This is a genomic window from Micromonospora sp. NPDC048830, assembly GCF_043198215.1.
Taxonomy (GTDB): domain Bacteria; phylum Actinomycetota; class Actinomycetes; order Mycobacteriales; family Micromonosporaceae; genus Micromonospora.
The window spans coordinates 100015-123319 of record NZ_JBICUP010000013.1 but is presented as its reverse complement, the minus strand read 5'-3'; the positions used below and the strand labels follow the sequence as shown (position 1 = coordinate 123319).

The window sequence follows — 23305 nt, the reverse complement described above, 5'->3', positions numbered from 1 at the left end:
GGTGCCGTCCGCTCAGCCGTCGAGCCGCGCATCGTCGCTGGTGGCACGGGTGGCGACGGCCCGCGGGGCGGCGGCGCGCCCGCCCCGGACCAGGGCCGCGGTGAGCAAGCCCACGACGCCGGCCAGGGCCCAGACCGCCAGGCCACCGGCCGGCCAGCCCGCCGCCCGGCGGTCGAAGTAGACGGCCGACTTGATCAGGTCCGTGGTCAGCCCCGGCACGTTCCACCGGTGCATCCCGCGCAGCCAGTCGGGCAGGAACTCGGGGGCGTAGACGCCGCCGGAGCCGGGGTTGCCGAGGACCACCAGCAGCAGGATGACGATCCCGGTGCCGAGCAGGCCGAGCCAGCCCTGCACGGCGGCGGCGACCATCGCCGCGGCGAAGACGGCGAGCGCCCCGACGGCGGCGACCGCCGGGACGTCGTGGCGCCACACGTCCAGCCCCGGTCCGACGACCAGCGCGCCGGCCACGCCGAGCGCCACCGCGTACGCCGCGAGCGCGGCGGTGCGCAGCCCGAGCGCGGTCGAGGCCGCGGGGCGCGGTGCCGGTGCGCAGCCCGGCGCGGGCGAGGCCGCGGGGCGCGGTGCCGGTGCGCAGCCCGAGCGCGGTCGAGGCGAGGTAGCCGCCGAGGACGTACCCGACCGTCAGGTAGAACGGCACCAGCCCGCGCGGGTCGCTGCGCTCCACCGGCACCTCGTCGACGACCTGGAGCGGGAGCCGGGCCTGCTGGGCGGCCCCGGTGAACACCTGGGCGACCAGTTCGGTGGCGGCCGGCGCGGACGCGCTGGCGAGGGCCAGCCGCAGCCCGCCGTCGGGGCTGGAGGTGACCACCCCGTACACCTCGCGGGCGGTCAGCCCGTCGTCGGCGGAGCCCGGGTCGTCGTACCCGACGGGCTTGATCGTGTCGGTCCGGCCGCGCACGGCGGCCATGACCGCCTGGGCGCGCTGGTCGCCCAGCACCACCCCGACCGGCACGTCGCGTGGCGTGGGCTTGTGCAGCGCCCCCACGTAGGCGGCGATGAACGCGGTGGCGAGCGCCAGGGTGCCGACCAGCAGCGCGGCCGCGCGGGGGAGCCAGGCGCGCACCGGGGCGTCGGGCTCCTGGGTCACGTCGCCAGCCTAGGGGGTGATATGACGGGCTTGTAGGGTTTCGCGGCGCCCCGGTCGGGCGGCAGTCCGAGCGCCGAAAAGCGGTCGCGGGGCTCGGTAGCGTCTGTGCATGCAGCCCCTGAGCTACCCGCCGAAGGCCCGGCCCGGTGACCGCGTCGCCGTCGTGTCCCCCGCCGCCGGGCTGCCGGCGATCTTCCCCCACGTGTACGAGCTGGGCCTGCGCCGCCTGCGCGAGGAGTTCGGCCTGGAACCGGTCGAGTACCCGACCACCCGGGTGCTGGGAGCCGAACCGCGCGACCGGGCCCGGGACCTCACCGCCGCCTTCGCCGACCCGTCGATCACGGCGGTGCTCGCCACCATCGGCGGGGACGACCAGATCACGGTCACCCCGTACCTGGACGACGACGTGCTGCGGGCCAACCCGAAGCCGTTCCTCGCCTACTCCGACAACACCAACTGCTCAACCACCTGCACCGGCTCGGGATCGTGGCGTACCACGGCGGGTCCGTCATGGTGCACCTCGGCCGGCCGGGCGCCCCGCACCCGCTCACCTTCGACTCGCTGCGCGCCGCCCTGTTCACCTCCGGCTGGTACGACCTCGCGCCCGCGCCCGAGTGGGGCGACCAGCCGAACGACTGGCGCGACCCGGCGACGCTCGACAGCGAGCCGCCGATGTTCCCCGGCGAGGGCTGGCACTGGCAGGGGCCGGAGCGGGTGGTGCGGGGCCGCACCTGGGGCGGCAACCTGGAGATCCTGCACTGGCTGCTGGCCGCCGACCGGGTCGCCCCGAACGCCGAACTGGCCGGCTCGGTGCTGCTGCTCGAGACGTCGGAGGAGCTGCCGTCGGCGACCGAGGTGTACCGCATGCTGCGCAACATGGGGGAGCGGGGCCTGCTCGCCGGCTTCCCGGCGGTGCTCGTCGGCCGGGCCAAGGCGTGGGACTTCGCGCGCCCGCCCCGCCCGCCGCGCCAAGATCCGCGCAAGTTCATGGAAGTTGCGGCCTCGCGGGGCGCCTGAGACCACTACTTCCGTGAAACTGCGCGCGAAGGATGGCAGGCGCGAGTGTGGGGCCGGGTCACTGCGAGGGGTGAGCGCGGACGAAGACGCCCGCGCCCGGCGCACCCTCCACGAGTCCTCGTGCCTTGAGCCAGTCGACGGCGGAGCGCACCACCTGGCGGGACACGTCGAACTCGGCGCAGAGTTCGGTGCCGGAGGGCAGCTTCGCGCCTGGCGGATACTCGCCCGACTCGATGCGCTCGGTCAGGGTGTCGATGAGACGTTGTTTCTTCGTGTACGCAGGCATGGGCTGACTTCCGGGGCAGGTAACGCCCATGTGATCACGGCTGCCGGTAGAGCGTCAATGAAATGTGGTGACAGGTGGTGACCTGACATGACAGGTAGTCATAGGTTGATCGGGGTGACCGTGGCAGGTCTCCTCAGCCAACAGAGCGGCCCGGGGTGGAGGTGGCACTCCGCTCCCCGGGCCTTGACCGGGAAGGACCCCCGGCCCATGAGCAATCTATCGAACACTGGCCATCCGCCGTGGTGCCTGCGTGGCCCGGACTGTGCCGGCCCGAACGACCTGCACCTGTCCCGCCTGATCGGCGCCGCCGTCCGGGGCGACGAGGTGATCCAGGTCAGGATCGGCCTATGGCGGATGGATGTCGGGAAGACCCCGCCGTCCGGCCTTCTGCTGGAACTCTCCGCGGGCTCGGACGTCGAGCGGTGGCCGGTCGACCTGGCCCAGTCCCGTGCGCTGGCCGACCTGTGCCAGCGGTTGCTGCGTCAGCTCGATCCGGGAGCGCTGCACGCCGCGTGAGCCTTGAAGTGATCGACTCCAGTTCCCCGACGTGGCGGCATCCGGCGCGCTCGGACACCGCGATGACGGGGAACTGGCGCGAACGGCGAACGGCGAACGGCCCCGACGCAGCGGGCGGAGTGCGGGGCAGGGCCGGGGGGCGGGGATAGGCTGGTGGTCGTGGAACCCCCCGTCCGGCCGGACGCGGGGTCGTCGTCGTGCGCCGACCTCCTGGAAGTGATCTCGAGATGCTCACCGGACTCTTCGCCGCCGCCCTGGCCGACCCCGGGCTGGCCCGGGCGCGTGACCTGGCGCGCTCCGGTGCCGCCCAGGTCGACGGGCTGGACCTGACCGCCCCGACGGCGCTGCGCCCGTTCGCGGTGGCAGCCGTCGCCGCGGACGAGTCCGCTGGCGGGGCGGGCCGGCCCGTGCTGGCCGTGACCGCCACCACCCGCGAGGCGGACGACCTGGCCTCGGCGCTGGGCAGCCTGCTGCCGGCCGAGCAGGTGGCCGTGTACCCGTCCTGGGAGACGCTGCCGCACGAGCGGCTCTCGCCCCGCTCCGACACGGTCGGCCGGCGGCTGGCGGTGCTGCGCCGGCTCGCCCACCCGGACGCCGCCGACGCGCACGGCCGCACCGGGCCGCTGCGGGTGGTCGTCGCGCCGGTCCGCTCGCTGCTCCAGCCGCAGCTCAGGGGCCTCGGCGACCTGGAACCGGTGCGGCTCGCCGCCGGCGACGAGGCCGACCTGGAGGCCGTCGCCCGCCGGCTCGCCGACATGGCGTACGCCCGGGTCGACCTGGTCACCAAGCGCGGCGAGTTCGCCGTGCGCGGCGGCATCCTCGACGTCTTCCCGCCCACCGACGAGCACCCGTCCCGGGTCGAGTTCTGGGGCGACGAGGTCGAGGAGATCCGCACCTTCGCCGTCGCCGACCAGCGGACCATCGAGACCGTGCCGCTGCTCTGGGCGCCGCCGTGCCGGGAGCTGCTGCTCACCCCGGACGTGCGGGAGCGGGCCGCCGCCCTGGCGGTGAACCACCCCGAGCTGGCCGAGATCCTCGACAAGCTGGCCGGGGGCGTACCGGTCGAGGGCATGGAGTCGCTCGCCCCGGCGCTGGTCGGCCCCGACGCGCTGGAGCTGCTGCTCGACTGCATGCCGGCCGGCACGCACGTGCTGCTCTGCGACCCGGAGCGGATCCGCACCCGGGCGCACGACCTGGTGCGTACCTCCGAGGAGTTCCTCCAGGCGAGCTGGGCCGCCGCGGCGGTCGGCGGCCAGGCCCCGGTCGACCTTGACGCCGCCGCCTTCCGCACCCTGGCCGACGTGCGCGCCGCGGCCCGCGCCCTCGGCCAGCCCTGGTGGACCCTCGCCCCGTTCGGCCTGGTCGCAGCGGAGGCGACGCCGGCCCGGCAGCCGTGGGAGGACGCGCCGAGCGAGGTCGACGTGACCCCCGACGACGCGATCGTGGTGACCCTGGCCGCCCAGCCCGCCCCGCTCTACCACGGCGAGACCGGCCGGGTGGTCGAGGACCTCAAGCGCTGGGCCGGCGACGGTTGGTCGACCGCGCTGGTGTTCGAGGGGCACGGTCCCGCCCAGCGGGCCGTCGAGGTGCTGCGCGACGCCGGCCTCGGCGCCCGGTTCACCGAGGAGGTGACCGCCCCGCCCGGCCCCGGTGAGCTGGTCGTCACCTGCGGCCGGCTGATCGCCGGGTTCGTCGCCGAGGCGTCCCGGTTCGTGCTGCTCACCGGCGACGACGTCACCGGCGGCCGGGGCACCTCGACGCGGGACATGCGCAAGCTGCCGAGCCGGCGGCGCAACACCATCGACCCGTTGGAGCTGCGGGCCGGCGACCACGTGGTGCACGAGCAGCACGGCATCGGCCGGTACGTCGAGCTGGTGCAGCGTACGGTCAACGGCGCCTCCCGGGAGTACCTGGTCATCGAGTACGCCCCGAGCAAGCGCGGCCAGCCCGGCGACCGGCTCTTCGTCCCCACCGACCAGCTCGACCAGCTCTCCCGGTACGTCGGAGGGGAGCAGCCGGCCCTGCACAAGATGGGCGGCGCGGACTGGCAGAAGTCCAAGGCCCGCGCCCGCAAGGCGGTGCGCGAGATCGCCGCGCAGCTCATCCAGCTCTACGCCGCCCGCAAGGCGTCCAAGGGGCACGCGTTCGGGTCGGACACCCCGTGGCAGCGGGAGCTGGAGGACGCCTTCCCCTGGCAGGAGACGCCGGACCAGCTCGCCGCCATCGAGGAGGTCAAGCGGGACATGGAGCAGACCGTCCCGATGGACCGCCTGATCTGCGGCGACGTCGGGTACGGCAAGACCGAGATCGCGGTGCGGGCGGCGTTCAAGGCGGTGCAGGACGGCAAGCAGGTGGCGGTGCTGGTGCCCACCACCCTGCTGGTGCAGCAGCACTACAACACGTTCTTCGAGCGGATGAGCCAGTTCCCGGTCACCATCCGGCAGCTGTCCCGGTTCCAGACGCCGAAGGAGTCCGAGCAGACCCTGGCGATGGTGGCGGACGGCACCGTCGACATCGTCATCGGCACCCACCGGCTGCTCCAGGCGGCCACCCGGTTCAAGTCGCTGGGGCTGGTCATCATCGACGAGGAGCAGCGCTTCGGCGTCGAGCACAAGGAGCACCTGAAGACGCTGCGCGCCTCGGTCGACGTGCTGGCCATGTCGGCCACCCCGATCCCGCGGACCCTGGAGATGGCGATCACCGGCATCCGGGAGATGTCCACCATCGCCACCCCGCCGGAGGAGCGGCACCCGGTGCTCACCTTCGTCGGGGCGTACGACGACCGGCAGGTGGCGGCGTCCATCCACCGCGAGCTGCTGCGCGACGGGCAGGTGTTCTACCTGCACAACCGGGTCGAGTCGATCGACCGGGCGGCCCGGCGCATCCGCGAGCTGGTGCCCGAGGCGCGGGTCGCGGTGGCGCACGGCCAGATGAGCGAGGACGCGCTCGAGAAGGTGATGGTCGGCTTCTGGGAGAAGGAGTTCGACGTCCTGGTCTGCACCACGATCGTGGAGTCCGGCATCGACATCCCGAACGCCAACACCCTGATCGTGGAGCGCGCCGACCTGCTCGGCCTGGCCCAGCTCCACCAGATCCGCGGCCGGGTGGGCCGGGGCCGGGAGCGGGCGTACGCGTACTTCCTCTACCCGCCGGAGAAGCCGCTCACCGAGCACGCCCACGAGCGGCTGGCGACCATCGCCCAGCACACCGAGCTGGGCGCCGGCATGTACGTGGCGATGAAGGACCTGGAGATCCGCGGCGCGGGCAACCTGCTCGGCGGTGAGCAGTCCGGCCACATCGAGGGCGTCGGCTTCGACCTGTACGTGCGGATGGTCGGCGAGGCGGTGCAGGCGTTCAAGGGCGAGCGCCAGGAGTCCGACGGCACGGTGGAAGACGTCCGAATTGATCTCCCGGTCGACGCGCACCTGCCGCACGACTACGTCGGGGTGGAGCGGCTGCGGCTGGAGATGTACCGCAAGCTCGCCGAGGCGCGCGACTCCGAACGGCTGCGCGAGGTCGTCGCGGAAATGACCGACCGGTACGGCGAGCCGTCCGCCCCGGTGCAGAACCTGGTCGCGGTGGCGCGGTTCCGGCTGCTGGCGCGCCGGTACGGCCTCACCGACGTCTCGATGCAGGGCAAGCACATCCGGTTCAGCCCGCTGCCGCTGCCCGACTCGAAGCAGCTGCGGCTCAAGCGCTACCACCCGGACGCGGTCTACAAGCAGGCGGCCGACCAGGTCAGCGTGCCCCGCCCGAGCACCCGTCGGGTGGGCGGCGAGCCGCTGCGCGACCAGGCCCTGCTGGAGTGGTGTGCGCAGTTGCTCGTCGACGTTCTGGGGGAGGTGCAGGCGGCGCAGCCGGCCGGGGCGGGCGCCCGGTAGGCGGTGCCGCGTCGGCCCGGCGTCCGGTAGGCGGTGCCGCGTCGGCCCGGCGCGCCCGGTAGGCGGTGCCGCAGCGGCCCGGCGCCCGGTAGGCGGTGCCGCGGCGGCCCCGCGGGCCCGGTGACCGGCACGTTCCTGGTGGGCGGCGTCACAACCGGTGCGGACCGCATGAGAGAGTGACCGTCATGCGTGCTCGCCGTCTCATCGCCGCCGCCACCGTCGCGGCCCTCGGTGTCCTCTCCCTCGGTGCGTGCGGGAAGTCCGCGCCGAGCGTCGCCGCGTACGTCGGCGACACGACGTACTCGGTCGCCCGGGTGGACGACATCTACGACGACGTCCAGGCGACGTACGGCGCCGCCGTCCGCGCCCAGGCCGCGCAGACCGGCGCCACCCCGCCGCCGGAGCAGCAGCGCGCCGCGGTGACCCGGCAGGACGTGCTGAACCTGCTGGTCAGCATCGAGCTGGGCCGGCGGGTGGTCGCCGCCAAGGGCGTCACGGTGCCCGACCAGGTCACGCCGGAGCAGCTGGCACCGCAGCTCCGGGTGCCCGCGGAGGCCGAGTACGCCAGGCTCTGGGCCGAGTGGATCGACGTCTCCCAGGCCCTGGGCGCCAGCCTGCCCCCGGCCGAGCTGAGCGACGACGCGATCATGGCGGTCTACCACGCCATCGAGAAGACCGGGGCGATCAACTCGGGGCTGACCGTGGCCCAGGTCCGGGAGGCGTTCGGCCAGGCCGGCTTCGTCCGCGAGGCGACCGCGCTCAGCCTGGCCCTGCGCGAGGAGGCGCAGCGGGCCGGGGCGTCGATCAACCCGCGGTACCGGCCGATCGGCGTGCCGTCGGTGGTCAGCACCGGCCAGGCACTGGTCTTCTACTCGCTGCCGTACATCGACCACGACGGCCCGGTCACCGACATCTCCACCCCGCAGACCCCGGCGGCGTCGGCGGCAGCCGGGGCATGACCGCCCGGATCGTCCTCCTGGTCACCTCGCCCCGGCTGCCGGCCGGGCTGCTGACCGCCGCCGCCTGGGACGCCGTACGCGGCAACCCGGTGCTGGCCGGGGCGGAGAGCCCGCTGACGGCGGCGGTGCGGGTGGCGGGCGGCGCGGTGACCGTGGTGGACGGCTCGGCCACGCAGGCCCTGCTGGACGCGGCGGCGGCGCAGGGCGTCGCGGTCTGGCTGGCGGGCCCGGCGGGCGACGAGGCGCTGGCGCGGGAGTTGGGCCTGCGGCTCGCCCGCCAGCCCGGCCTGGCCGAGCTGGAACTGATGTACGGCTCGTGGGACCCGCCGGGCGCCCGGCTGCTCGACGCGGTCGAGGTGATGGACCGGCTGGCCTCGCCGGGGGGCGACCCGTGGAAGCGGGCGCAGACCCACCGGAGCCTGGCCCCGTTCCTGATCGAGGAGTGCTACGAGGCGTACGACGCGATCGGCGCCGACGACACCGACGCGCTCCGCGAGGAGCTGGGCGACGTGCTGCTCCAGGTGCTGCTGCACGCCCGGCTGGCCGAGGAGCTGCCCGAGGGCGAGCGGTGGAACGTCGACGACGTGGCCGGCGCCCTGGTCGACAAGATGGTGCGGCGCAACCCGCACGTCTTCGCCGGGGCGGAGGCGGGCACGCTGGACGACATCACGGCCACCTGGGAGCGGATCAAGCGGGCCGAGAAGGCCCGGGAGTCCGTGCTGGACGGCATCGCCCCGAGCCTGCCCGCGCTCGCCCTGGCCGCCAAGATCCTGGAGCGCGCCGGCCGGGCCGGGCTGGCCGTCCCGCCGCCGCTCGCCGAGTCCCAGGTGGACCCGGAGGCCCGCCTCGGCGCGAGCCTGCTCGCCGCGGTCGCCGCCGCCCGCGAGGCGGACCTGGACCCGGAGGCCGCACTCCGCCGCGCGGCCCTGTCGTACGCGGAGGCGGTCCGCACGGCGGAGCGCGGGGCCGTCCCCCCACCGACAGCGGCCAGTTGATCATGGAGTTGGCGGCGGCGAGCCGGACAATTCGCTCCGTCAACTCCATGATCGGCCGAAGAGTCGGGGGCGGTCGGTAGGGTCGGGGACGTGCGTCCCTTTCCTGCGCTTGCCGAGAGCGTCGTCGATGCGTTGCTGGACAGTCGGCCTGCCATGGCGTCGTGGGCCGGGGATCATCGGGCCGACGACCGGCTGCCCGACCTGTCGGCCGAGGCGGTGGCCGCCGACCGGGCGATGCTGATCGACGCCGCGAACGCACTCTCCGAACTGGACCCGGACTCCCTCGACATCGAGGAGCGGGTCGACCACGCCCTGCTCAGCGCCCTGGTCGACCGGGAGCTGTTCGAGTCGACCGAGATCCGGGCGTACGAGTGGGACCCGCTGCGGCACAACCCCGGTCCGCTGCTGCACGCCCTGCTCGCCCGCCCGTACGCCCCGGCCGAGGTGCGGCTGACCCACCTCGCCGGCCGGCTCGCCGCCGTACCGGACGCCCTGGCCACCGCCCGCGCGACGCTGCGCGACATGCCGCGGGTCCACGCCGAGACGGCGGTCGGGCAGTTCACCGGCACGGCGGCGCTGATCCGCGACGAGGTGCCGGGGCTGCTGGCCGAGGCGCCGGCGCTGTACGACCGGGTGGAGCCGGCGGCCACCGCCGCGATCGCCGCGCTGGAGGAGTTCGTCGCCTGGCTGCGCGTCGGCCTGGCCGCCGACGCGGGGGCGGGGCGAGATCCCCGGCTGGGCCGGCGGCTCTGGGAGGCCCGGCTCTGGCACACCCTCGACACCGAGCTGGGCGCCGCCGAGGTGCTCCGCCGGGCCTGGGCCAACCTGGACCGGGTCACCGCCGAGATCCGGGAGGCGGCCGTCGAGCTGGTCGGCGGGCCGGCCGACGACGAGACGGTACGCCGGGCGCTGGACCTGCTGGCCGCCGAGCACCCGGACGACGCCACCGTCGTGGATCTCGCCTCGGTCACGCTCGACGAGGCGGCCGACTTCGTCCGCGCGCACGACCTGGTGACCCTCGTCGACGACCCGTGCGTCATCCAGGAGATGCCGGAGTTCGCCCGCGGGGTGGCGGTGGCGTACTGCGACGCGCCCGGCCCGCTGGAGACGGCCGCCCTGCCGACGTTCTACTGCATCGCGCCGACCCCGACGGACTGGCCGGCGGCCCGGGTCGAGTCGTTCTACCGCGAGTACAACGACCACATGATCCGCAACCTGACCGTGCACGAGGCGATGCCCGGGCACTTCCTTCAGCTCGCCCACGCCCGCCGGTACGCCGGCGGCACCCGGGTGCGGGCGCTGGCCGAGTCCGGGCCGTTCATCGAGGGCTGGGCGGTGTACGCCGAGGAGCTGATGGCCAAGCTCGGCTTCGGCGGGCTGCCCGTGCGGTTGCAGCAGCTCAAGATGCAGCTGCGGATGACCATCAACGCGCTGCTCGACCAGCTGGTGCACTGCGAGGGCCTGCCCGAGTCCGAGGCGATGGCGCTGATGACCGAGCGGGGCTTCCAGGAGGAGGGCGAGGCGGCCGGCAAGTGGCGCCGGGCGCTGCTCACCTCCACCCAGCTCTCCACCTACTTCGTCGGGTACAGCGAGGTGGCCGAGATCGCCGCGCTCCGCCCCGCCGGGGTGTCGGTCCGTGACTGGCACGACGCGATGCTCGCCCACGACTGCCCGCCCCCGCGCCACCTGCGCACCCTGCTCGGGGTGTAAGGAAGGGCACGTCTTGACGCATTCCGCAGGGGAAGGAACCCCTGTTGACCGCCGGGCCGCGGGGAGGCGTCGGCGGCCGGGGCCGCGGGGGCGTTGACCGCCGGGCGCGGGGAGGTGTCAGGAACCAGGGTGCGGCACGGCCAGGTGGTCGATCAGCCACCGCGAGATCGAGTACGCCGGCGGCAGCTCCGCCGGCAGCGCGTCGAGCGGGAACCAGCTGGCCTGCGCCAGTTCCCGGCCGTCGACGACCGGCTCGGCGGCCGGGTCGGTCACGGTGGCGGTGAAGCCGGCGACCAGCAGGGCGAGGTCGTCGGGCACGGGTGGCCCGGGCCGGTCCGCCCCCGGTGCGAACCCGGCGGCCGACGTGCCGGCGAAGCCGGGCGCCGGACCGGCCATCGGGGCGCCGGATGCGGCGCCAGCAGGTCGCGGGGTGGCGGGCTCCACCGGCGGGGTCACGGGTTGGCGGAGCGGCGGTCCACCACGCCGGCCCCGGGCGGCAGCTCGAAGCTGGCCCCGTCGATCTGCTCGGACCAGCGGGTCAGCGCCAGCTCCACCGGCGAGCCGTCCAGCTCGCCGGTGAAACTGCCGAGCGCGCCCTCGTTTGTGACGCAGGCGGAGAAGTCGCCGGCCGAGCGGCGTACGTCGACGCAGGTGGCGTGGTGGCCGGCGAGGGTGGTGTCGCTCTGCGTGATGACCGCCTGCGGGTCGAGCGCGGCCTCGGTGAGCAGCCCCACCACCACCGGCGGGGTGGCCAGGCCGCGCCGCTTCGCCTCGGCGAACAGGGCCACCGCGGGCTTCGCGTTCGGCGCGGGCGGGGCGAGCAGCGTGCAGACCGCCCTGGCCCGGTCGGTCTCGCACTGGGCGGTGGCCTCGACGGTGACGGTCAGTTTCCCGCCCGGCCAGGTGTACGCCGAGCGGGCCGGGCCCTGGGCCTGGACGATCGAGGCGGTCCGCCCGGCGGGGAGCTGGTAGTCGGCGGAGTAGGTCAACTCCAGCGCCTGGTCCAGCCGGGCGGCGAGGTCGTTGACCAGGTCCGCCCGCCCGATCGCCCGTCCGGCGTCGTCGAGGGCCTGGCAGCCGGTGACGGTGAGCGACGCGATGACCGACAGTGCGAGCGCGCGGAACGTCGTCGAAACGGCGGGCATGCCGACCAGCCTTGTCGATCGGCACCACGTCGCGCAAACCGGTTGCCGGTTGAGGCACGAGAATCCGGGAATGTCCGACGTGCGGCCCGATGGGTGCGCCGACCGACGCGGTACGCCGGACCGTGGCCCGATACGCTGCGTTTCAACACCTGCCTCAGCCGCACCGTCGCGGCCCATATCGGACCGGAACACACAAACGAGGAGCGACTCAGTGGCAACCATCGAGGGAATCGTCGCCCGGGAGATCCTCGACTCGCGGGGCAACCCGACGGTCGAGGTCGAGGTCGGGCTCGACGACGGCACGATCGCCCGCGCCGCGGTGCCGTCCGGCGCCTCCACCGGCGCCTTCGAGGCGATCGAGCTGCGCGACGGTGACGCCGACCGCTACCAGGGCAAGGGTGTCAAGAACGCGGTCGCCAACATCGAGGACCGGATCGTCGACGAGCTGGTCGGCTACGAGGCCAGCGAGCAGCGGCTGATCGACCAGAAGATGCTCGACATCGACGGCACCGACAACAAGGCCGAGCTGGGCGCGAACGCCATCCTCGGCGTCTCGCTGGCGGTGGCGAAGGCCGCGGCGGGCAGCGCCGAGCTGAGCCTCTTCCGCTACCTGGGCGGCCCGAACGCACACCTGCTCCCGGTGCCGATGATGAACATCCTGAACGGTGGGGCGCACGCCGACTCGAACGTCGACATCCAGGAGTTCATGATCGCGCCGATCGGCGCGCCCAGCTTCCGCGAGGCGCTGCGCTCCGGCGCCGAGGTCTACCACGCGCTGAAGTCCGTGCTGAAGAAGAAGGACCTCTCCACCGGGCTCGGCGACGAGGGCGGCTTCGCCCCGAACCTGCCCACCAACGCCGCCGCGCTGGACCTGATCGCCGAGGCGGTCGAGAAGGCCGGCTACCGGCTCGGCACCGACATCGTCTTCGCGCTCGACGTGGCCGCCACCGAGTTCTTCGACAACGGCACGTACACCTTCGAGGGCAGCGCCAAGTCCGCGGAGGAGATGAGCAACTACTACACCAAGCTCATCGGCGACTACCCGATCGTCTCCATCGAGGACCCGCTGTCCGAGGACGACTGGAGCGGCTGGGCCACGCTGACCGCCGCGGTCGGCGACCGGATCCAGATCGTCGGCGACGACCTGTTCGTCACCAACCCGCAGCGCATCGCCCGCGGCATCGCGGAGAAGGCGGCGAACGCCGTCCTGGTCAAGGTGAACCAGATCGGCTCCCTCACCGAGACCCTGGACGCGGTGGACCTGGCGCACCGGGCCGGCTTCACGTGCATGATGAGCCACCGTTCCGGCGAGACCGAGGACACCACCATCGCCGACCTGGCGGTCGCCACCGGCTGCGGCCAGATCAAGACCGGCGCCCCGGCCCGCTCGGACCGGGTGGCCAAGTACAACCAGCTGCTCCGCATCGAGGAGGAGCTGGCCGACGCGGCGCGGTACGCCGGGGCGGGCGCGTTCCCGCGTTACCGTTCCGCCTGAGACGGGCAGCCTTCGGGGGAGGGGTGTCGATGCAGCAGCGGCGCACGCCGAACGGTCAGCGCCCCGCCCGCCGGCCGGGTCACCCCGGCCGGCCGGGCGGGTCCCGCGCGCGCGGGTCGGCCCGCGACGGCGTCCGCGCGGATCAGCGCGCCGCCGGCCGGTCGCCCAGCACGGTGCGGGCCACCGACGGGGTACGCTCCGCGAACCGTCCCGCCGCGGCCCGTCGTACGGGGGCCGGCGGCGGGGTCAAGCGGGTCTCCGCACCCCACCCCCGACGGTTCACCGGGCGCGCCACCGTGCTGTTCGCGGTGCTGATCGCGCTCGCCCTCGCGTACACCTACCCGGTCCGGGTCTACCTCGACCAGCAGGCCGACATCGAGCGGATGCAGGCGTCCCAGGAGGCCCAGCGCGAGCACATCGCCAAACTGTCGGACCGGGCGGCCAAGTGGCGCGACAAGGAGTACATCCGCATCCAGGCCCGGGAGCGCTTCGGCATGGTCTACCCCGGCGAGGTGCCGGTGATCGTGCTGTACGACCCGGAGGGCGCGGCCCGGGACGCCGCCGGCGGTGCCCCGCCCGCACCGCCCACGGACCCGGAACCCTGGTACGACACCCTGTGGTCCAGCGTCCACGCCGCGAACGCCGAGCGCCCCGCCGGCTGACCACCCGATCCAGCACCGACGAAAGATGGGCACCGTGACTGTCGTACCACCGCAGGAGCCGGCGGCGGGCTCCGTACCCCCGCCGCGACGGGAACCGGCCACGGAGGCCGACCTGGCCGCGGTGGCCGCGCAGCTCGGACGCCCGCCACGCGGCACCCGGGCGGTGGCCCACCGCTGCCCCTGTGGCCTGCCCGACGTCGTCGAGACGACCCCCCGGCTCGCCGACGGGACGCCGTTCCCGACGCTGTTCTACCTGACCTGCCCCCGGGCGACCGCCGCGTGCAGCCGGCTGGAGTCCGCCGGGCTGATGAAGGAGATGGCCGAGCGGTTGGCCGCCGACCCGGAGCTGGCCGCCCGGTACCGGGCGGCGCACGAGGACTACCTGGCCCGCCGTGAGGCGATCGGCGAGGTGCCGGAGATCGCCGGCATCTCGGCCGGCGGCATGCCCGGCCGGGTGAAGTGCCTGCACGTGCACCTGGGCCACGCGCTCGGCGCCGGCCCGGGGGTCAACCCGTTCGGGGACGAGACGCTGGCGCTGGTGGAGAAGTGGTGGACGGCCGGCCCCTGCGTGGACGTGCCGGGGCAGCCGTGACCACCGACGACGTCGTGGTGCGCCGCGCCCGCACCTCCGACGTGCGCGGCATCCGGCGGCTGGTGGACACCTACACCGACGACCGGCGGCTGCTCAGCAAGGCCACCGTCACGCTGTACGAGGACGTGCAGGAGTTCCGCGTCGCGGTCGCGCCCGACGGGGCGGTGGTCGGCTGCGGGGCGCTGCACGTCATGTGGGAGGACCTGGCCGAGATCCGCACGGTCGCCGTGGACCCGGCGTACCGGGGGCAGCGGATCGGGCACCGGCTCGTCGCCGAGCTGATCGAGGCGGCCCGGGAGATCGGGGTGGCCCGGATCTTCGTGCTCACCTTCGAGACCCGGTTCTTCGGCGGGTTCGGCTTCCGCGAGATCGACGGCGCGCCCGTACCGCAGCCGGTGTACGAGCAGCTGCTGCGCTCGTACGACGAGGGCGTCGCCGAGTTCCTCGACCTGGAACGGGTCAAGCCGAACACCCTGGGCAACACCCGGATGCTGCTGCGCCTGTAGGGGCGTGCTTGATCACGTCCGGCATCCTGGCGTGATGTGGATAGTGCGTCGGGTGTGCGCCGTGCTGCTGACCGCCGTCGCCCTGACCGGGGCGGTACGCCTGGTCGCGCCGGCCACCGCCGGCCCGGCCGGTCAGCCGCCGGGGGTGGCCCGGCAGCTCGCCTTCCTGCGCGCCGCGCTCGACGACGGCGCGGGCGAGGACGCGCAGGCGCTGTTCCCGGAGGGCTACTTCTTCACCCACGCGCTGTACGGGCTGGCCCACGTCGAGCTGGGCCTGCGGGCGCCGGCGGGGCGGCGGGGGACGGCGCTGCGGGAGGCCCGTTGGGCGCTCGCGCGGCTGGAGTCGCCCGCCGGGCGGGCCCCGTTCGACGCCGGGCTCGTCCCCGCGTACGGGATCTTCTGGCAGGGCTGGACGAACTGGTTGCGCGGCGGTGTGCTTGCCCTGCAACCGGCGGCCGGCCGCGACCCGGCCGAGGTGCGCCGCTTCGCCGACGCGTCGGCCGCGATCGGGGCCGCGTTCGACGCGTCGGCGTCGCCGTACCTGGCCGCGTACCCGGGGCAGGCGTGGCCGGTGGACTCCACCGTGGCCGTGGCCTCGCTGCGGCTGCACGACGCGCTGCTGCCGCCCCGCTTCGCGCCGACCGTGGCGCGCTGGCTGGACGGCGTCCGGCAGCGCCTGGACCCGCGTACCGGGCTGCTGCCGCACCGGGTGGACCTGGCCACCGGCGCCCCGGCCGAGGTGGCCCGGGCCACCTCGCAGAGCGTCATCCAGCGGTTCCTGGTGGACGTCGACCCGGCGTTCGCCCGCGAGCAGTACCTGCGCTTCCGCGACCGGTACGTGGCCGCGCCGCTCGGGCTCGGCCCGGCCGTGCGCGAGTACCCGGACGGCATGACGGGAGCGGGCGACGTCGACTCCGGCCCGCTGGTGCTCGGGGTGAGCCTGTCGGCCACCGTGGTCGCCCTCGGCGCCGCGCAGTCCCAGGGCGACGCCGCGCTCGCCGGGGCGCTGGCGAACTACGGTGAGCTGGTCGGCCTGCCCGTCGACACCCCGTGGACCCGCCGGTACGCCCTCGGCGCGCTCCCGGTCGGCGACGCGTTCCTGGCCTGGTCGAAGACCGCCCGCCCGGGGAGGCCCGCCCGCCCGGGGAGGCCCGCCCGCCCGGGAAGGCCCGCCCGCCCGGGGAGGCGGCTCGGCCGGCCGCGGAGGCGGCTCGGCCGGCCGCGCCCGGCCCGCTGCCGTAGGGTTGCTGCCGTGACGACGCGCGTGGCCGCCATCGACTGCGGGACCAACTCCATCCGACTGCTGGTCGCCGACCTGCCCGGCCCGGACGCCGGGCCGGACGCGCCGCTGGTCGAGCTGGTCCGGCGGCTGGAGATCGTCCGGCTCGGCCAGGGCGTCGACCGGACGGGCCGGCTCGCCCCGGAGGCGATCGAGCGGACCCGGGTCGTGCTGGCCTCGTACGCGGCCGACATCGAGAAGCTGGGCGCGGAGCGGGTGCGGATGTGCGCCACGTCGGCGTCCCGGGACGCCTCCAACGCCGGGGACTTCCGGGCGATGGTGGAGCAGACCCTCGGCGTCGCCCCGGAGGTGGTCACCGGCGACGAGGAGGCCCGGCTCTCGTTCACCGGCGCGGTCCGGGGCCTGCCGGCCGACGCGCAGCCGCCGTACCTGGTCGTCGACATCGGCGGCGGGTCGACCGAGTTCGTGGTCGGCACCCGCGAGGGCGGCGTGCGGGCCGCGATCTCGGTGGACGTCGGCTGCGTCCGGATGACCGAGCGGCACCTGCACGGCGACCCGCCGGGCCTGGACCAGATCGCCGCCGCGCAGGCCGACATCGCCGCCGCGGTGGACCGCGCGCTGGCGGCCGTGCCGGGGCGGGAGGCCGCCACGCTGGTCGGGCTCGCCGGCTCGGTCACCACCGTGGTCGCCGTCGCGGAGGGGCTCCCCGGGTACGACCCCGAGCGCATCCACCACGCCCGCGTGTCGTACGACGAGGTGGCCCGGGTGACCGCCGACCTGCTGGGCAAGAGCCGCGAGCAGCGGCTGGCGATCCCGGCGATGCACCCGGGGCGGGCCGACGTGATCGGGGCCGGCGCCCTGGTGCTCCGCGTGATCATGGAACGCGCCGGGATGCCGTCCGTGGTCGCCTCCGAGCACGACATCCTCGACGGCATCGCCTGGAGTCTCGCCTAGCCGCCGGCCCTGCCATGTCGGCGACATCGCGGTATCCAGGCCACCCCGCCCACCCGACATCGCCGACAACGCGGGGTCCCCAGGCGCTGGTGTCACCAGTCCGCTGCCGCGCGTCGCCTGCCGTCCGTCGCCCGTTGCGACGCCTTTGCTCTGCACCCGCCGACGCGGCAGGCACGCTCCGTGACCCCGCCGCCATCTTCGCGAAGGCGGGTGCCTTCTTCCGCCCCTGTTCACGGCGGTGTCGCCTCCTTGGGTGCAGAGCAAAGGGGCCGAAGGGTGGATGCCGCGCCAGCCAGCGCCTCACTGTGCGTGCCGATACCGCCGCTGCCGATCGCGTTCGTTGACGGTATTACGCAATGCGCACTAGTGTGTGATGCGTGGATACCACCCAGCTGTTGAAGGGCGTGCTGGACCTCGCGGTGCTCGCCGTGCTCCGGGAGGAGGACGGCTACGGGTACGACATCCTGCGCCGGCTCCGCGAGGCCGGACTGGAGGAGGTCGGCGACGCCTCGGTCTACGGCACGCTGCGCCGGCTCTTCGCCGCCGGCCTGCTGACTACGTACGTCGTGCCGAGCGAGTCGGGCCCGCACCGCAAGTACTACTCGCTCAACGCCGCCGGCCGGGACCAGTTGACCCGCTCCGGCAAGCTCTGGCGCTCGTTCGCCACCACCATGGACAGTCTGCTCGACGATCGGGGGACGGCGGCATGACCGTCATGGAGTAGGAGATCGCGGAGTACGTGGCCCGGGTCCGGGCCGCCCTGGCGGATCTGCCGCCGGCCGTCCGCGACGAGTTGACCGAGGACCTGCCCGAGCACCTCGCCGAGGTGGTCGCCGAGGGCGACGGGCCGCTGGCCGACCGGCTGGGGGCGTACGCGGCGGAGCTGCGGGCGGCGGCCGGCGCGGGGGGTCCGGCCGCCGCCCGCAACCTCGACCAGCGGGTCGCCGCCGCCACGGCCCGGCTGCGCGCCCGGCTGCGCGTGGCCGACTCCCGGCTGGGCCCCGTCCTGGAGTACGCCTCCGCGAGCGAGTACCTGCGGCTGCTCCGCCCCGCGTGGTGGGTCCTACGCGGATACCTGGCCGCCATGCTGATCACCACGGCCACCACGGGCGCGGCGTTCGGGCTGCTGCCGAGGCTGGGCGGCAGCACCCTCGCCGCGCTGCTGCTCCTCACCGTCTGCGTGATCGCCTCGGTGTGGCTCGGCCGGCGCACGCCGGCGCTGCGGCGCTGGCCCCGGCTCGCGCTCCGTGCCGGCACGGCGGTTCTCGCCGTCTTCGCGGTCGCCGGTTTCGCCGACGCGGACGGCCAGCTGGGCCGGAACGACTCGGGGTACCAACCGGCGTCAGTGGACGCGCCGTTCATCCGGGACGTCTTCGTATACGACAGCGAGGGGCGGCTCGGTCGGCGCCGAGCGGGGCGGCGCCGGGCGGGTCGGCGCCGAGCGGGGCGCCGGAGCCCACCTCCTGACCTATGGGCCACGTCACACGTCGGGGCGCCGGGTCCTTCCGGCGCCCTGACGTGCCGTGGCGCCCGGCCGGGTGAACCTCGGGTGGAAATTGGCTGAACGGACGAGCCGAACGGGACACCGCCCCACGATGGTGATCGCTACGGTTTCGTCTGCTCATCCGCCCCTCGGAAGGAATCCCCGTGTCAGAGCAGGTCGCTATGCCCCCCGCCGCGTCGTCCGAGGACGCGCCCCGGCCCGCCGACCAGCCGGCCGAGCGGCCGACAGGGCCGGCGGCGGCCGGGCAGGAGACAGTGCCGACGACGGCCGGGCAGGGGACGGAGCAGGCCGAGGTGGACGGCGAGCAGCCGGAGGCGAAGCGGTCCGCCGCCCGCAAGGTGCTCGGCGTCGTCGCCGCGCTGGTCGCCGTCGGTGTGGTCGCGGCGCTCAAGTTCGGGCTCGGCACCGCCGTGGCCGCCGCGTTCGACGAGGACGCCACGGCCGATGCCAAGGCCGGCGACTGCCTCGCCGAGCTGCCGGCGGTGACCGACGGCGAGCGCAAGGACGCCAGGGGCGCCGAGGTCGTACCGTGCACCTCGACCAAGGCGGTGTACACCGTGGCCGGTCGGGTGAACGGGCAGACCGAGCCCCAGGCCAGGACGGGCGAGGCCTGCAAGCAGTTCCTCCAGCCGGGCCAGGACGGCTACTTCTTCTACAACATCAAGCCGGGCAGCACCGGCTACCTGCTCTGCCTGACGAAGAAGGCCTGACGGGCCGTACCCCGCGTGCCGGCCCGACCCGAACGGCCCGACCCGAACGGCCCGGCACCGGCCGGTGGCGGCGCGGGACGACCGCGCCGCCACCGGCGTACCGGGGGTCACCGGCGGGACAACGGGAGGTGAACGCCACTGTTCCGCCGTCTTCCGGCGGCCGTCGCGGCGTGGGAGGCTACCGGCACGTAGGAACACCCTGCGACCAGCCGACGATGACTGACCGCTAGGAGGACGGGTCGATGGGCGAGATGGTGAGCTTCACCAGCAACGGAGGGGCGAGCGAGGGGTATCTCGCGATACCCTCCGGCGGTGCGGCCAGCCCGGCGGTCATCGTCATCCAGGACTGGTGGGGCCTGGTGCCCCACGTACGGGCGGTGGTGGACCGCTTCGCGGAGGCGGGCTTCGTCGCCCTCGCGCCGGACTTCCGTCACGGCGGGCCGGCCAGCCGGCCGAGTGAGCCCCGGCAGATGCTGAACAGCACGCAGATGGACGAGGCGGCCACGGACATCGCCGCCGCCGCGGAGTACCTCGCCGCCCGTCCGGAGGTGCGCGGCCCGGTCGGCTGCGCCGGCTTCTGCGCCGGCGCCAGCCTGGCCCTCTGGTCGGGGACGTGCTCCGAGCGGATCGTCGCCACCGCCGGTTTCTACCCCCGGCTGCCCTGGGAGGGCATGCGCGCCGACTGGGTCGACTACGCGGGCAAGGCGGCGCTCATCCACTGCTCCGAGGCGGACGGCACCTCCGCCGCCGACGGGGTGCAGACCGTACGCCAGGCCATCGAGGCGGCCGGCGGCGCCTGCCAGACCTACGACTACCCGGGCACCGCGCACGCGTTCTTCAACGAGGACCGGCCGGGCCACTTCGACCAGCGCGCGGCGGCCACCGCCTGGGCCCGCACCCTCGAACTGTTCCGGGCGAAGCTTGGCTGAGCCCCGTACCCCCGGCGAGGTGGTCGCCCGCGCCGCGCGGGCGACCGACCTGCCCGACCTCGACGGCGCCGTCAGCGCCTGCTTCGCCTGCCCCCGCCTGGTCGCCTGGCGGGAGGAGGTCGCCCGGACGAGGCGGGCGGCCTTCCGGGACCAGGAGTACTGGGGGCGGCCCGTGCCCGGCTTCGGCGCCGCCGACGCCCGGATCGCCATCCTCGGACTGGCCCCCGCCGCGCACGGCGGCAACCGCACCGGGCGGATCTTCACCGGGGACCGCTCCGGCGACGTGCTCTTCGCCGCGCTGCACCGGGCCGGCCTGGCCAACCAGCCGACCAGTGTCGCCGCCGACGACGGGCTGGCCCTGCGCGACACCCGCATCTTCGCCGCCGTGCGCTGCGCACCGCCCGACAACAAGCCGACGCCGGCCGAGCGGGACACCTGCGCCCCGTGGCTGCACCGCGAGGTCGCGCTCATCCGGCCGACCCTGCGCGTCGTGGTCGCGCTGGGCGCGTTCGCCTGGGCCGCGTGGTGGCCCACGCTGCGCGAGGTGTACGGCGTCCGCCCGCCCAGCCCGCGACCGGCGTTCGGCCATGGGGCACACTGGTCCGGCAGGGCCGTACCGGATCTGCTCGGCTGCTACCACGTCAGCCAGCAGAACACCTTCACCGGGCGGTTGACGCCGGCGATGCTCGACGACGTGTTCGACCGGGCGAAGCGGCTGGCCGAAGTGGACTGACGGCATGGGACGGTGGCGATGGACCTCGGCGTGCTGCGCAGGTGGTGGCCGGTCGCGGCGGTGACCGTCCTGCTCGCCGTCGCCGCGCTCGCCGCCGGTCACTCGTCGATCGGGGCCAGCCGCATCCCGCCGGCCGTCGACAACGTCCCGTACGTGCCGGAGTACCCCTCCGTGGCACCGCCGTCGCTCCCGGCCGAGCCCCGCGACGCCGGGGAGAGCACCCGGGCGCACATCCCCGGGTGGCTCGGCACCGTGGCGCTGATCCTGCTCGGCCTGGCGATCGCCGTCGCCCTCGGCTACCTGGCGTGGACGCTGCTGCGGGGCGTGGCCCGGCGCAGCACCCGGGCGCTGCCGCAGAGCCGGGCCCGGCGCACCGCCGAGGGCACCGCCCGGGAGGTGGTCGCCGCGCTCGACGCCGGCCTGGTCGAGCTGGACGACGCCGACGTGGACCCGCGCACCGCCGTGATCGCCTGCTGGGTACGCCTGGAGGAGGCCGCCGCCGCGGTCGGGGTGCGGCGGCGGGCCGGAGACACCCCCACCGACCTGGTCACCCGCCTGCTGCGCGGGGACCCCGAGGCCGGGGTGCCGGCGATCGTCAGCGCCGACGTGCTGGCCGAGTTCGCCCACGTCTACCGCGAGGCCCGGTACGCCACCCGGCCGGTCGGCGAGCGTACCCGCGACCAGGCCCGGGCCGCCCTGCGTCGGCTGCGCGGCGAGCTGACCGCCGTGGCCGCCGGTGGGTCGACGCCCGCCGCCACGGGCGGGGTGGTGGGCGTGTGAGCACCAGCATCCACGACCTGCTGACGTTCGAGGAGGAACGCCCGCGGCCGGCCGGGCCGACCGGGGGCGGGCGGGTCCGCTCCGTGCTGAAGGCCCTGGCCGCGGCCGGGGCGCTGACCGCGGTGGTGGTCACCGGCCTGCGGGCCGTCGGCCTGCAGGTCTCGCTCTGGATCGTCGTCGCCGGCGTGCTCGCCCTGCTCGCCGTGCGCCGGGTCACCGCAGCGCTCACCCCGCCGCCCCCGCCCCGGGCCGGGGGCCGGGCGCCCGCCGGCGAGGAGGACGGCCACTACCACTGGGCGGCCCGGGACGCGCTGCGCGCCGCGGTCATCGGCTGGGAACGCCCGCTGGACTGGTGCGGGGGCAACCCCGACCGGTTCGCCAAGGTGATCCTGCCCCGGCTCGGGGAACTGGCCGACGAGCGGCTGCGCCAGCGGCACGGCGTGACCCGCGAGTCGGACCCGGCCCGCGCCCGTGCCCTGCTGGGCGACCGGCTGTGGGCGTTCCTCGACGCCCCGCCCCGACGTACCCCCTCGCCGCGCGAGCTCGCGGCGATCGTCGCCGAACTGGAGAAGATCTGATGAACGACGTGGACCGGACCGTACCCGCCGCCGAGGTGGGCCGCCTGGCCCGGACGGTGCTGGACGCGGTCGGCTCGGTCGTGGTCGGCAAGCGGGAGGCCCTGGAACTGGTCCTCTCCGGCATCCTGGCCGGCGGCCACGTGCTGCTGGAGGACCTGCCCGGCCTCGGCAAGACGTTGACCGCCCGGTCTTTCGCCCAGGCCCTCGGCCTGGACTTCCGCCGCCTCCAGTTCACCCCGGACCTGCTGCCCGCCGACGTCACCGGCTCGTTCCTCTACGACCAGCGCAGCGGCGACTTCGCGTTCCGCGCCGGCCCGGTCTTCACCAACCTGCTGCTCGCCGACGAGATCAACAGGACGCCGCCGAAGACCCAGTCGGCGCTGCTCGAGGCGATGCAGGAGAAGCAGGTCTCCGTGGAGGGCGTGACCTACCGGCTCGACGAGCCGTTCCACGTCCTGGCCACCGCGAACCCGATCGAGTACGAGGGGACGTATCCGCTGCCGGAGGCGCAGCTCGACCGGTTCCTGCTGCGGGTGTCGTTCGGCTACTCCGACCACGAGGAGGAGTGGGACGTGCTGCGCCGGCGCATCGCCCGCCGCCGCGAGGAGGCCGAGATCAAGCCGGTCGTCGACGCCGCCACCCTGCGGGCCATGCAGGCCGCCCTGGAGGACGTGGTGGTGGAGGACTCCCTCGGCCGCTACATCGTGCAGTTGACCGCCGCGACCCGGGAACACCCGTCGGTGCTGGTCGGGGCGTCCCCGCGCGGCTCGCTGGCGCTGCTGCTGCTCGCCCGCGCCCGGGCGGTCCTCGCCGGCCGGGACTACGTGGTGCCGGAGGATGTCAAGGAGGTGGCCGTCCCGGCGCTGGCGCACCGGATCACGCTGCGCCCCGAGATGTGGCTGCGCCGGGTCGACCCGTCCTTCGTCGTCGGTGAGGTGCTCGACCAGACCCCGGCCCCGGCGAGCGGCGCGCTGCCCAGCTACGCCGCCGGCGCCGGCCACTGAC

At 74.8% G+C, this 23305-nt stretch carries 24 protein-coding genes and 1 pseudogene; 21 read left to right on the top strand and 4 right to left on the bottom strand.

Translation table 11 applies throughout. The annotated features are described in order from the left end of the window. Positions 1 to 12: 12 nt before the first annotated feature. Positions 13 to 480: a hypothetical protein gene (locus tag ACGFIZ_RS14225; RefSeq protein WP_393419215.1), complete on the bottom strand. Its 468-nt coding sequence runs from the start codon at positions 478 to 480 to the stop codon at positions 13 to 15. Positions 481 to 737: 257 nt separating this feature from the next. On the opposite strand from ACGFIZ_RS14225, the gene ACGFIZ_RS14220 reads away from it, so the two are divergent. From ACGFIZ_RS14220 to ACGFIZ_RS14210, 3 genes and pseudogenes are all read left to right on the top strand, one after another. Beyond that, positions 738 to 1010 carry a hypothetical protein gene (locus ACGFIZ_RS14220; RefSeq protein ID WP_393419213.1) on the top strand — a complete coding sequence of 91 codons (273 nt, stop codon included), beginning with the start codon at positions 738 to 740 and terminating at the stop codon, positions 1008 to 1010. Between the two features lie 207 nt (positions 1011 to 1217). After that, positions 1218 to 1526 (top strand): annotated as a pseudogene (locus ACGFIZ_RS14215) (LD-carboxypeptidase); the annotation flags it as partial. A gap of 68 nt (positions 1527 to 1594) precedes the next feature. Next, entirely contained in the window at positions 1595 to 2125 is a 531-nt protein-coding gene (locus ACGFIZ_RS14210; RefSeq protein WP_393419211.1) for a hypothetical protein, read from the top strand. A 58-nt stretch (positions 2126 to 2183) separates the two neighbouring features. Here ACGFIZ_RS14210 and ACGFIZ_RS14205 read toward each other — a convergent pair whose 3' ends face one another. Next, on the bottom strand, positions 2184 to 2411 hold the full coding sequence (locus ACGFIZ_RS14205; protein ID WP_347665897.1) for a winged helix-turn-helix domain-containing protein: 228 nt from the start codon (positions 2409 to 2411) through the stop codon (positions 2184 to 2186). A 207-nt stretch (positions 2412 to 2618) separates the two neighbouring features. On the opposite strand from ACGFIZ_RS14205, the gene ACGFIZ_RS14200 reads away from it, so the two are divergent. The 5 genes from ACGFIZ_RS14200 (at position 2619) to ACGFIZ_RS14180 (ending at position 10472) form a co-directional block, all read left to right on the top strand. Beyond that, positions 2619 to 2927, top strand: coding sequence for a hypothetical protein (locus ACGFIZ_RS14200; protein WP_393419209.1), 309 nt, complete (start codon positions 2619 to 2621; stop codon positions 2925 to 2927). Between the two features lie 227 nt (positions 2928 to 3154). Beyond that, positions 3155 to 6808, top strand: a complete 3654-nt coding sequence (gene mfd, locus ACGFIZ_RS14195; protein ID WP_393419207.1) for a transcription-repair coupling factor — start codon at positions 3155 to 3157, stop codon at positions 6806 to 6808. 185 nt (positions 6809 to 6993) lie between these two features. Further along, on the top strand, positions 6994 to 7767 hold the full coding sequence (locus ACGFIZ_RS14190; protein WP_393419205.1) for a hypothetical protein: 774 nt from the start codon (positions 6994 to 6996) through the stop codon (positions 7765 to 7767). Further along, positions 7764 to 8762 carry a nucleoside triphosphate pyrophosphohydrolase gene (locus tag ACGFIZ_RS14185; RefSeq protein WP_393419203.1) on the top strand — a complete coding sequence of 333 codons (999 nt, stop codon included), beginning with the start codon at positions 7764 to 7766 and terminating at the stop codon, positions 8760 to 8762. The genes ACGFIZ_RS14190 and ACGFIZ_RS14185 overlap by 4 nt, the downstream gene beginning before the upstream one ends. A gap of 90 nt (positions 8763 to 8852) precedes the next feature. Then, positions 8853 to 10472, top strand: coding sequence for a DUF885 domain-containing protein (locus ACGFIZ_RS14180; protein ID WP_393419201.1), 1620 nt, complete (start codon positions 8853 to 8855; stop codon positions 10470 to 10472). 117 nt (positions 10473 to 10589) lie between these two features. Here ACGFIZ_RS14180 and ACGFIZ_RS14175 read toward each other — a convergent pair whose 3' ends face one another. Both ACGFIZ_RS14175 and ACGFIZ_RS14170 read right to left on the bottom strand, forming a co-directional pair. After that, on the bottom strand, positions 10590 to 10868 hold the full coding sequence (locus ACGFIZ_RS14175) for a hypothetical protein (RefSeq protein WP_393419199.1): 279 nt from the start codon (positions 10866 to 10868) through the stop codon (positions 10590 to 10592). Between the two features lie 56 nt (positions 10869 to 10924). Next, complete coding sequence (locus ACGFIZ_RS14170; RefSeq protein ID WP_393419197.1) at positions 10925 to 11617, bottom strand: hypothetical protein; 693 nt, start codon at positions 11615 to 11617, stop codon at positions 10925 to 10927. Between the two features lie 211 nt (positions 11618 to 11828). Here ACGFIZ_RS14170 and eno point away from each other — a divergent pair, with 211 nt between their 5' ends. From eno to ACGFIZ_RS14105, 13 genes are all read left to right on the top strand, one after another. Then, the gene (gene eno, locus ACGFIZ_RS14165) at positions 11829 to 13112 is read left to right on the top strand and encodes a phosphopyruvate hydratase (protein WP_393419195.1); all 1284 of its coding nucleotides are present in this window, start codon (positions 11829 to 11831) and stop codon (positions 13110 to 13112) included. Between the two features lie 29 nt (positions 13113 to 13141). Next, positions 13142 to 13774, top strand: a complete 633-nt coding sequence (locus ACGFIZ_RS14160; protein WP_393419193.1) for a septum formation initiator family protein — start codon at positions 13142 to 13144, stop codon at positions 13772 to 13774. 34 nt (positions 13775 to 13808) lie between these two features. Next, positions 13809 to 14366 (top strand): DUF501 domain-containing protein, encoded by a 558-nt coding sequence (locus tag ACGFIZ_RS14155; RefSeq protein WP_347665887.1) that lies wholly within the window; start codon positions 13809 to 13811, stop codon positions 14364 to 14366. Beyond that, complete coding sequence (locus tag ACGFIZ_RS14150; RefSeq protein ID WP_393419191.1) at positions 14363 to 14872, top strand: amino-acid N-acetyltransferase; 510 nt, start codon at positions 14363 to 14365, stop codon at positions 14870 to 14872. Before ACGFIZ_RS14155 ends, ACGFIZ_RS14150 begins: the two co-directional genes overlap by 4 nt. A 1264-nt stretch (positions 14873 to 16136) precedes the next feature. Next, entirely contained in the window at positions 16137 to 17066 is a 930-nt protein-coding gene (locus tag ACGFIZ_RS14145; protein WP_393419274.1) for an exopolyphosphatase, read from the top strand. A gap of 377 nt (positions 17067 to 17443) precedes the next feature. Then, on the top strand, positions 17444 to 17776 hold the full coding sequence (locus tag ACGFIZ_RS14140) for a PadR family transcriptional regulator (protein WP_393419189.1): 333 nt from the start codon (positions 17444 to 17446) through the stop codon (positions 17774 to 17776). Between the two features lie 29 nt (positions 17777 to 17805). Then, a complete protein-coding gene (locus ACGFIZ_RS14135) occupies positions 17806 to 18630 on the top strand; it encodes a hypothetical protein (RefSeq protein WP_393419187.1) in 825 nt (274 codons plus the stop codon). 83 nt (positions 18631 to 18713) lie between these two features. Then, positions 18714 to 19280, top strand: coding sequence for a hypothetical protein (locus ACGFIZ_RS14130; protein ID WP_393419185.1), 567 nt, complete (start codon positions 18714 to 18716; stop codon positions 19278 to 19280). 242 nt (positions 19281 to 19522) lie between these two features. Beyond that, positions 19523 to 20209: a dienelactone hydrolase family protein gene (locus ACGFIZ_RS14125; RefSeq protein ID WP_393419183.1), complete on the top strand. Its 687-nt coding sequence runs from the start codon at positions 19523 to 19525 to the stop codon at positions 20207 to 20209. A 19-nt stretch (positions 20210 to 20228) separates the two neighbouring features. Continuing rightward, positions 20229 to 20942, top strand: coding sequence for a uracil-DNA glycosylase (locus tag ACGFIZ_RS14120; RefSeq protein ID WP_393419272.1), 714 nt, complete (start codon positions 20229 to 20231; stop codon positions 20940 to 20942). A gap of 18 nt (positions 20943 to 20960) precedes the next feature. Continuing rightward, on the top strand, positions 20961 to 21722 hold the full coding sequence (locus tag ACGFIZ_RS14115) for a DUF4129 domain-containing protein (protein ID WP_393419270.1): 762 nt from the start codon (positions 20961 to 20963) through the stop codon (positions 21720 to 21722). Continuing rightward, positions 21719 to 22300 (top strand): hypothetical protein, encoded by a 582-nt coding sequence (locus ACGFIZ_RS14110; RefSeq protein WP_393419181.1) that lies wholly within the window; start codon positions 21719 to 21721, stop codon positions 22298 to 22300. Before ACGFIZ_RS14115 ends, ACGFIZ_RS14110 begins: the two co-directional genes overlap by 4 nt. After that, positions 22300 to 23304 (top strand): AAA family ATPase, encoded by a 1005-nt coding sequence (locus ACGFIZ_RS14105; protein ID WP_393419179.1) that lies wholly within the window; start codon positions 22300 to 22302, stop codon positions 23302 to 23304. The genes ACGFIZ_RS14110 and ACGFIZ_RS14105 overlap by 1 nt, the downstream gene beginning before the upstream one ends. Position 23305 lies beyond the last annotated feature (1 nt).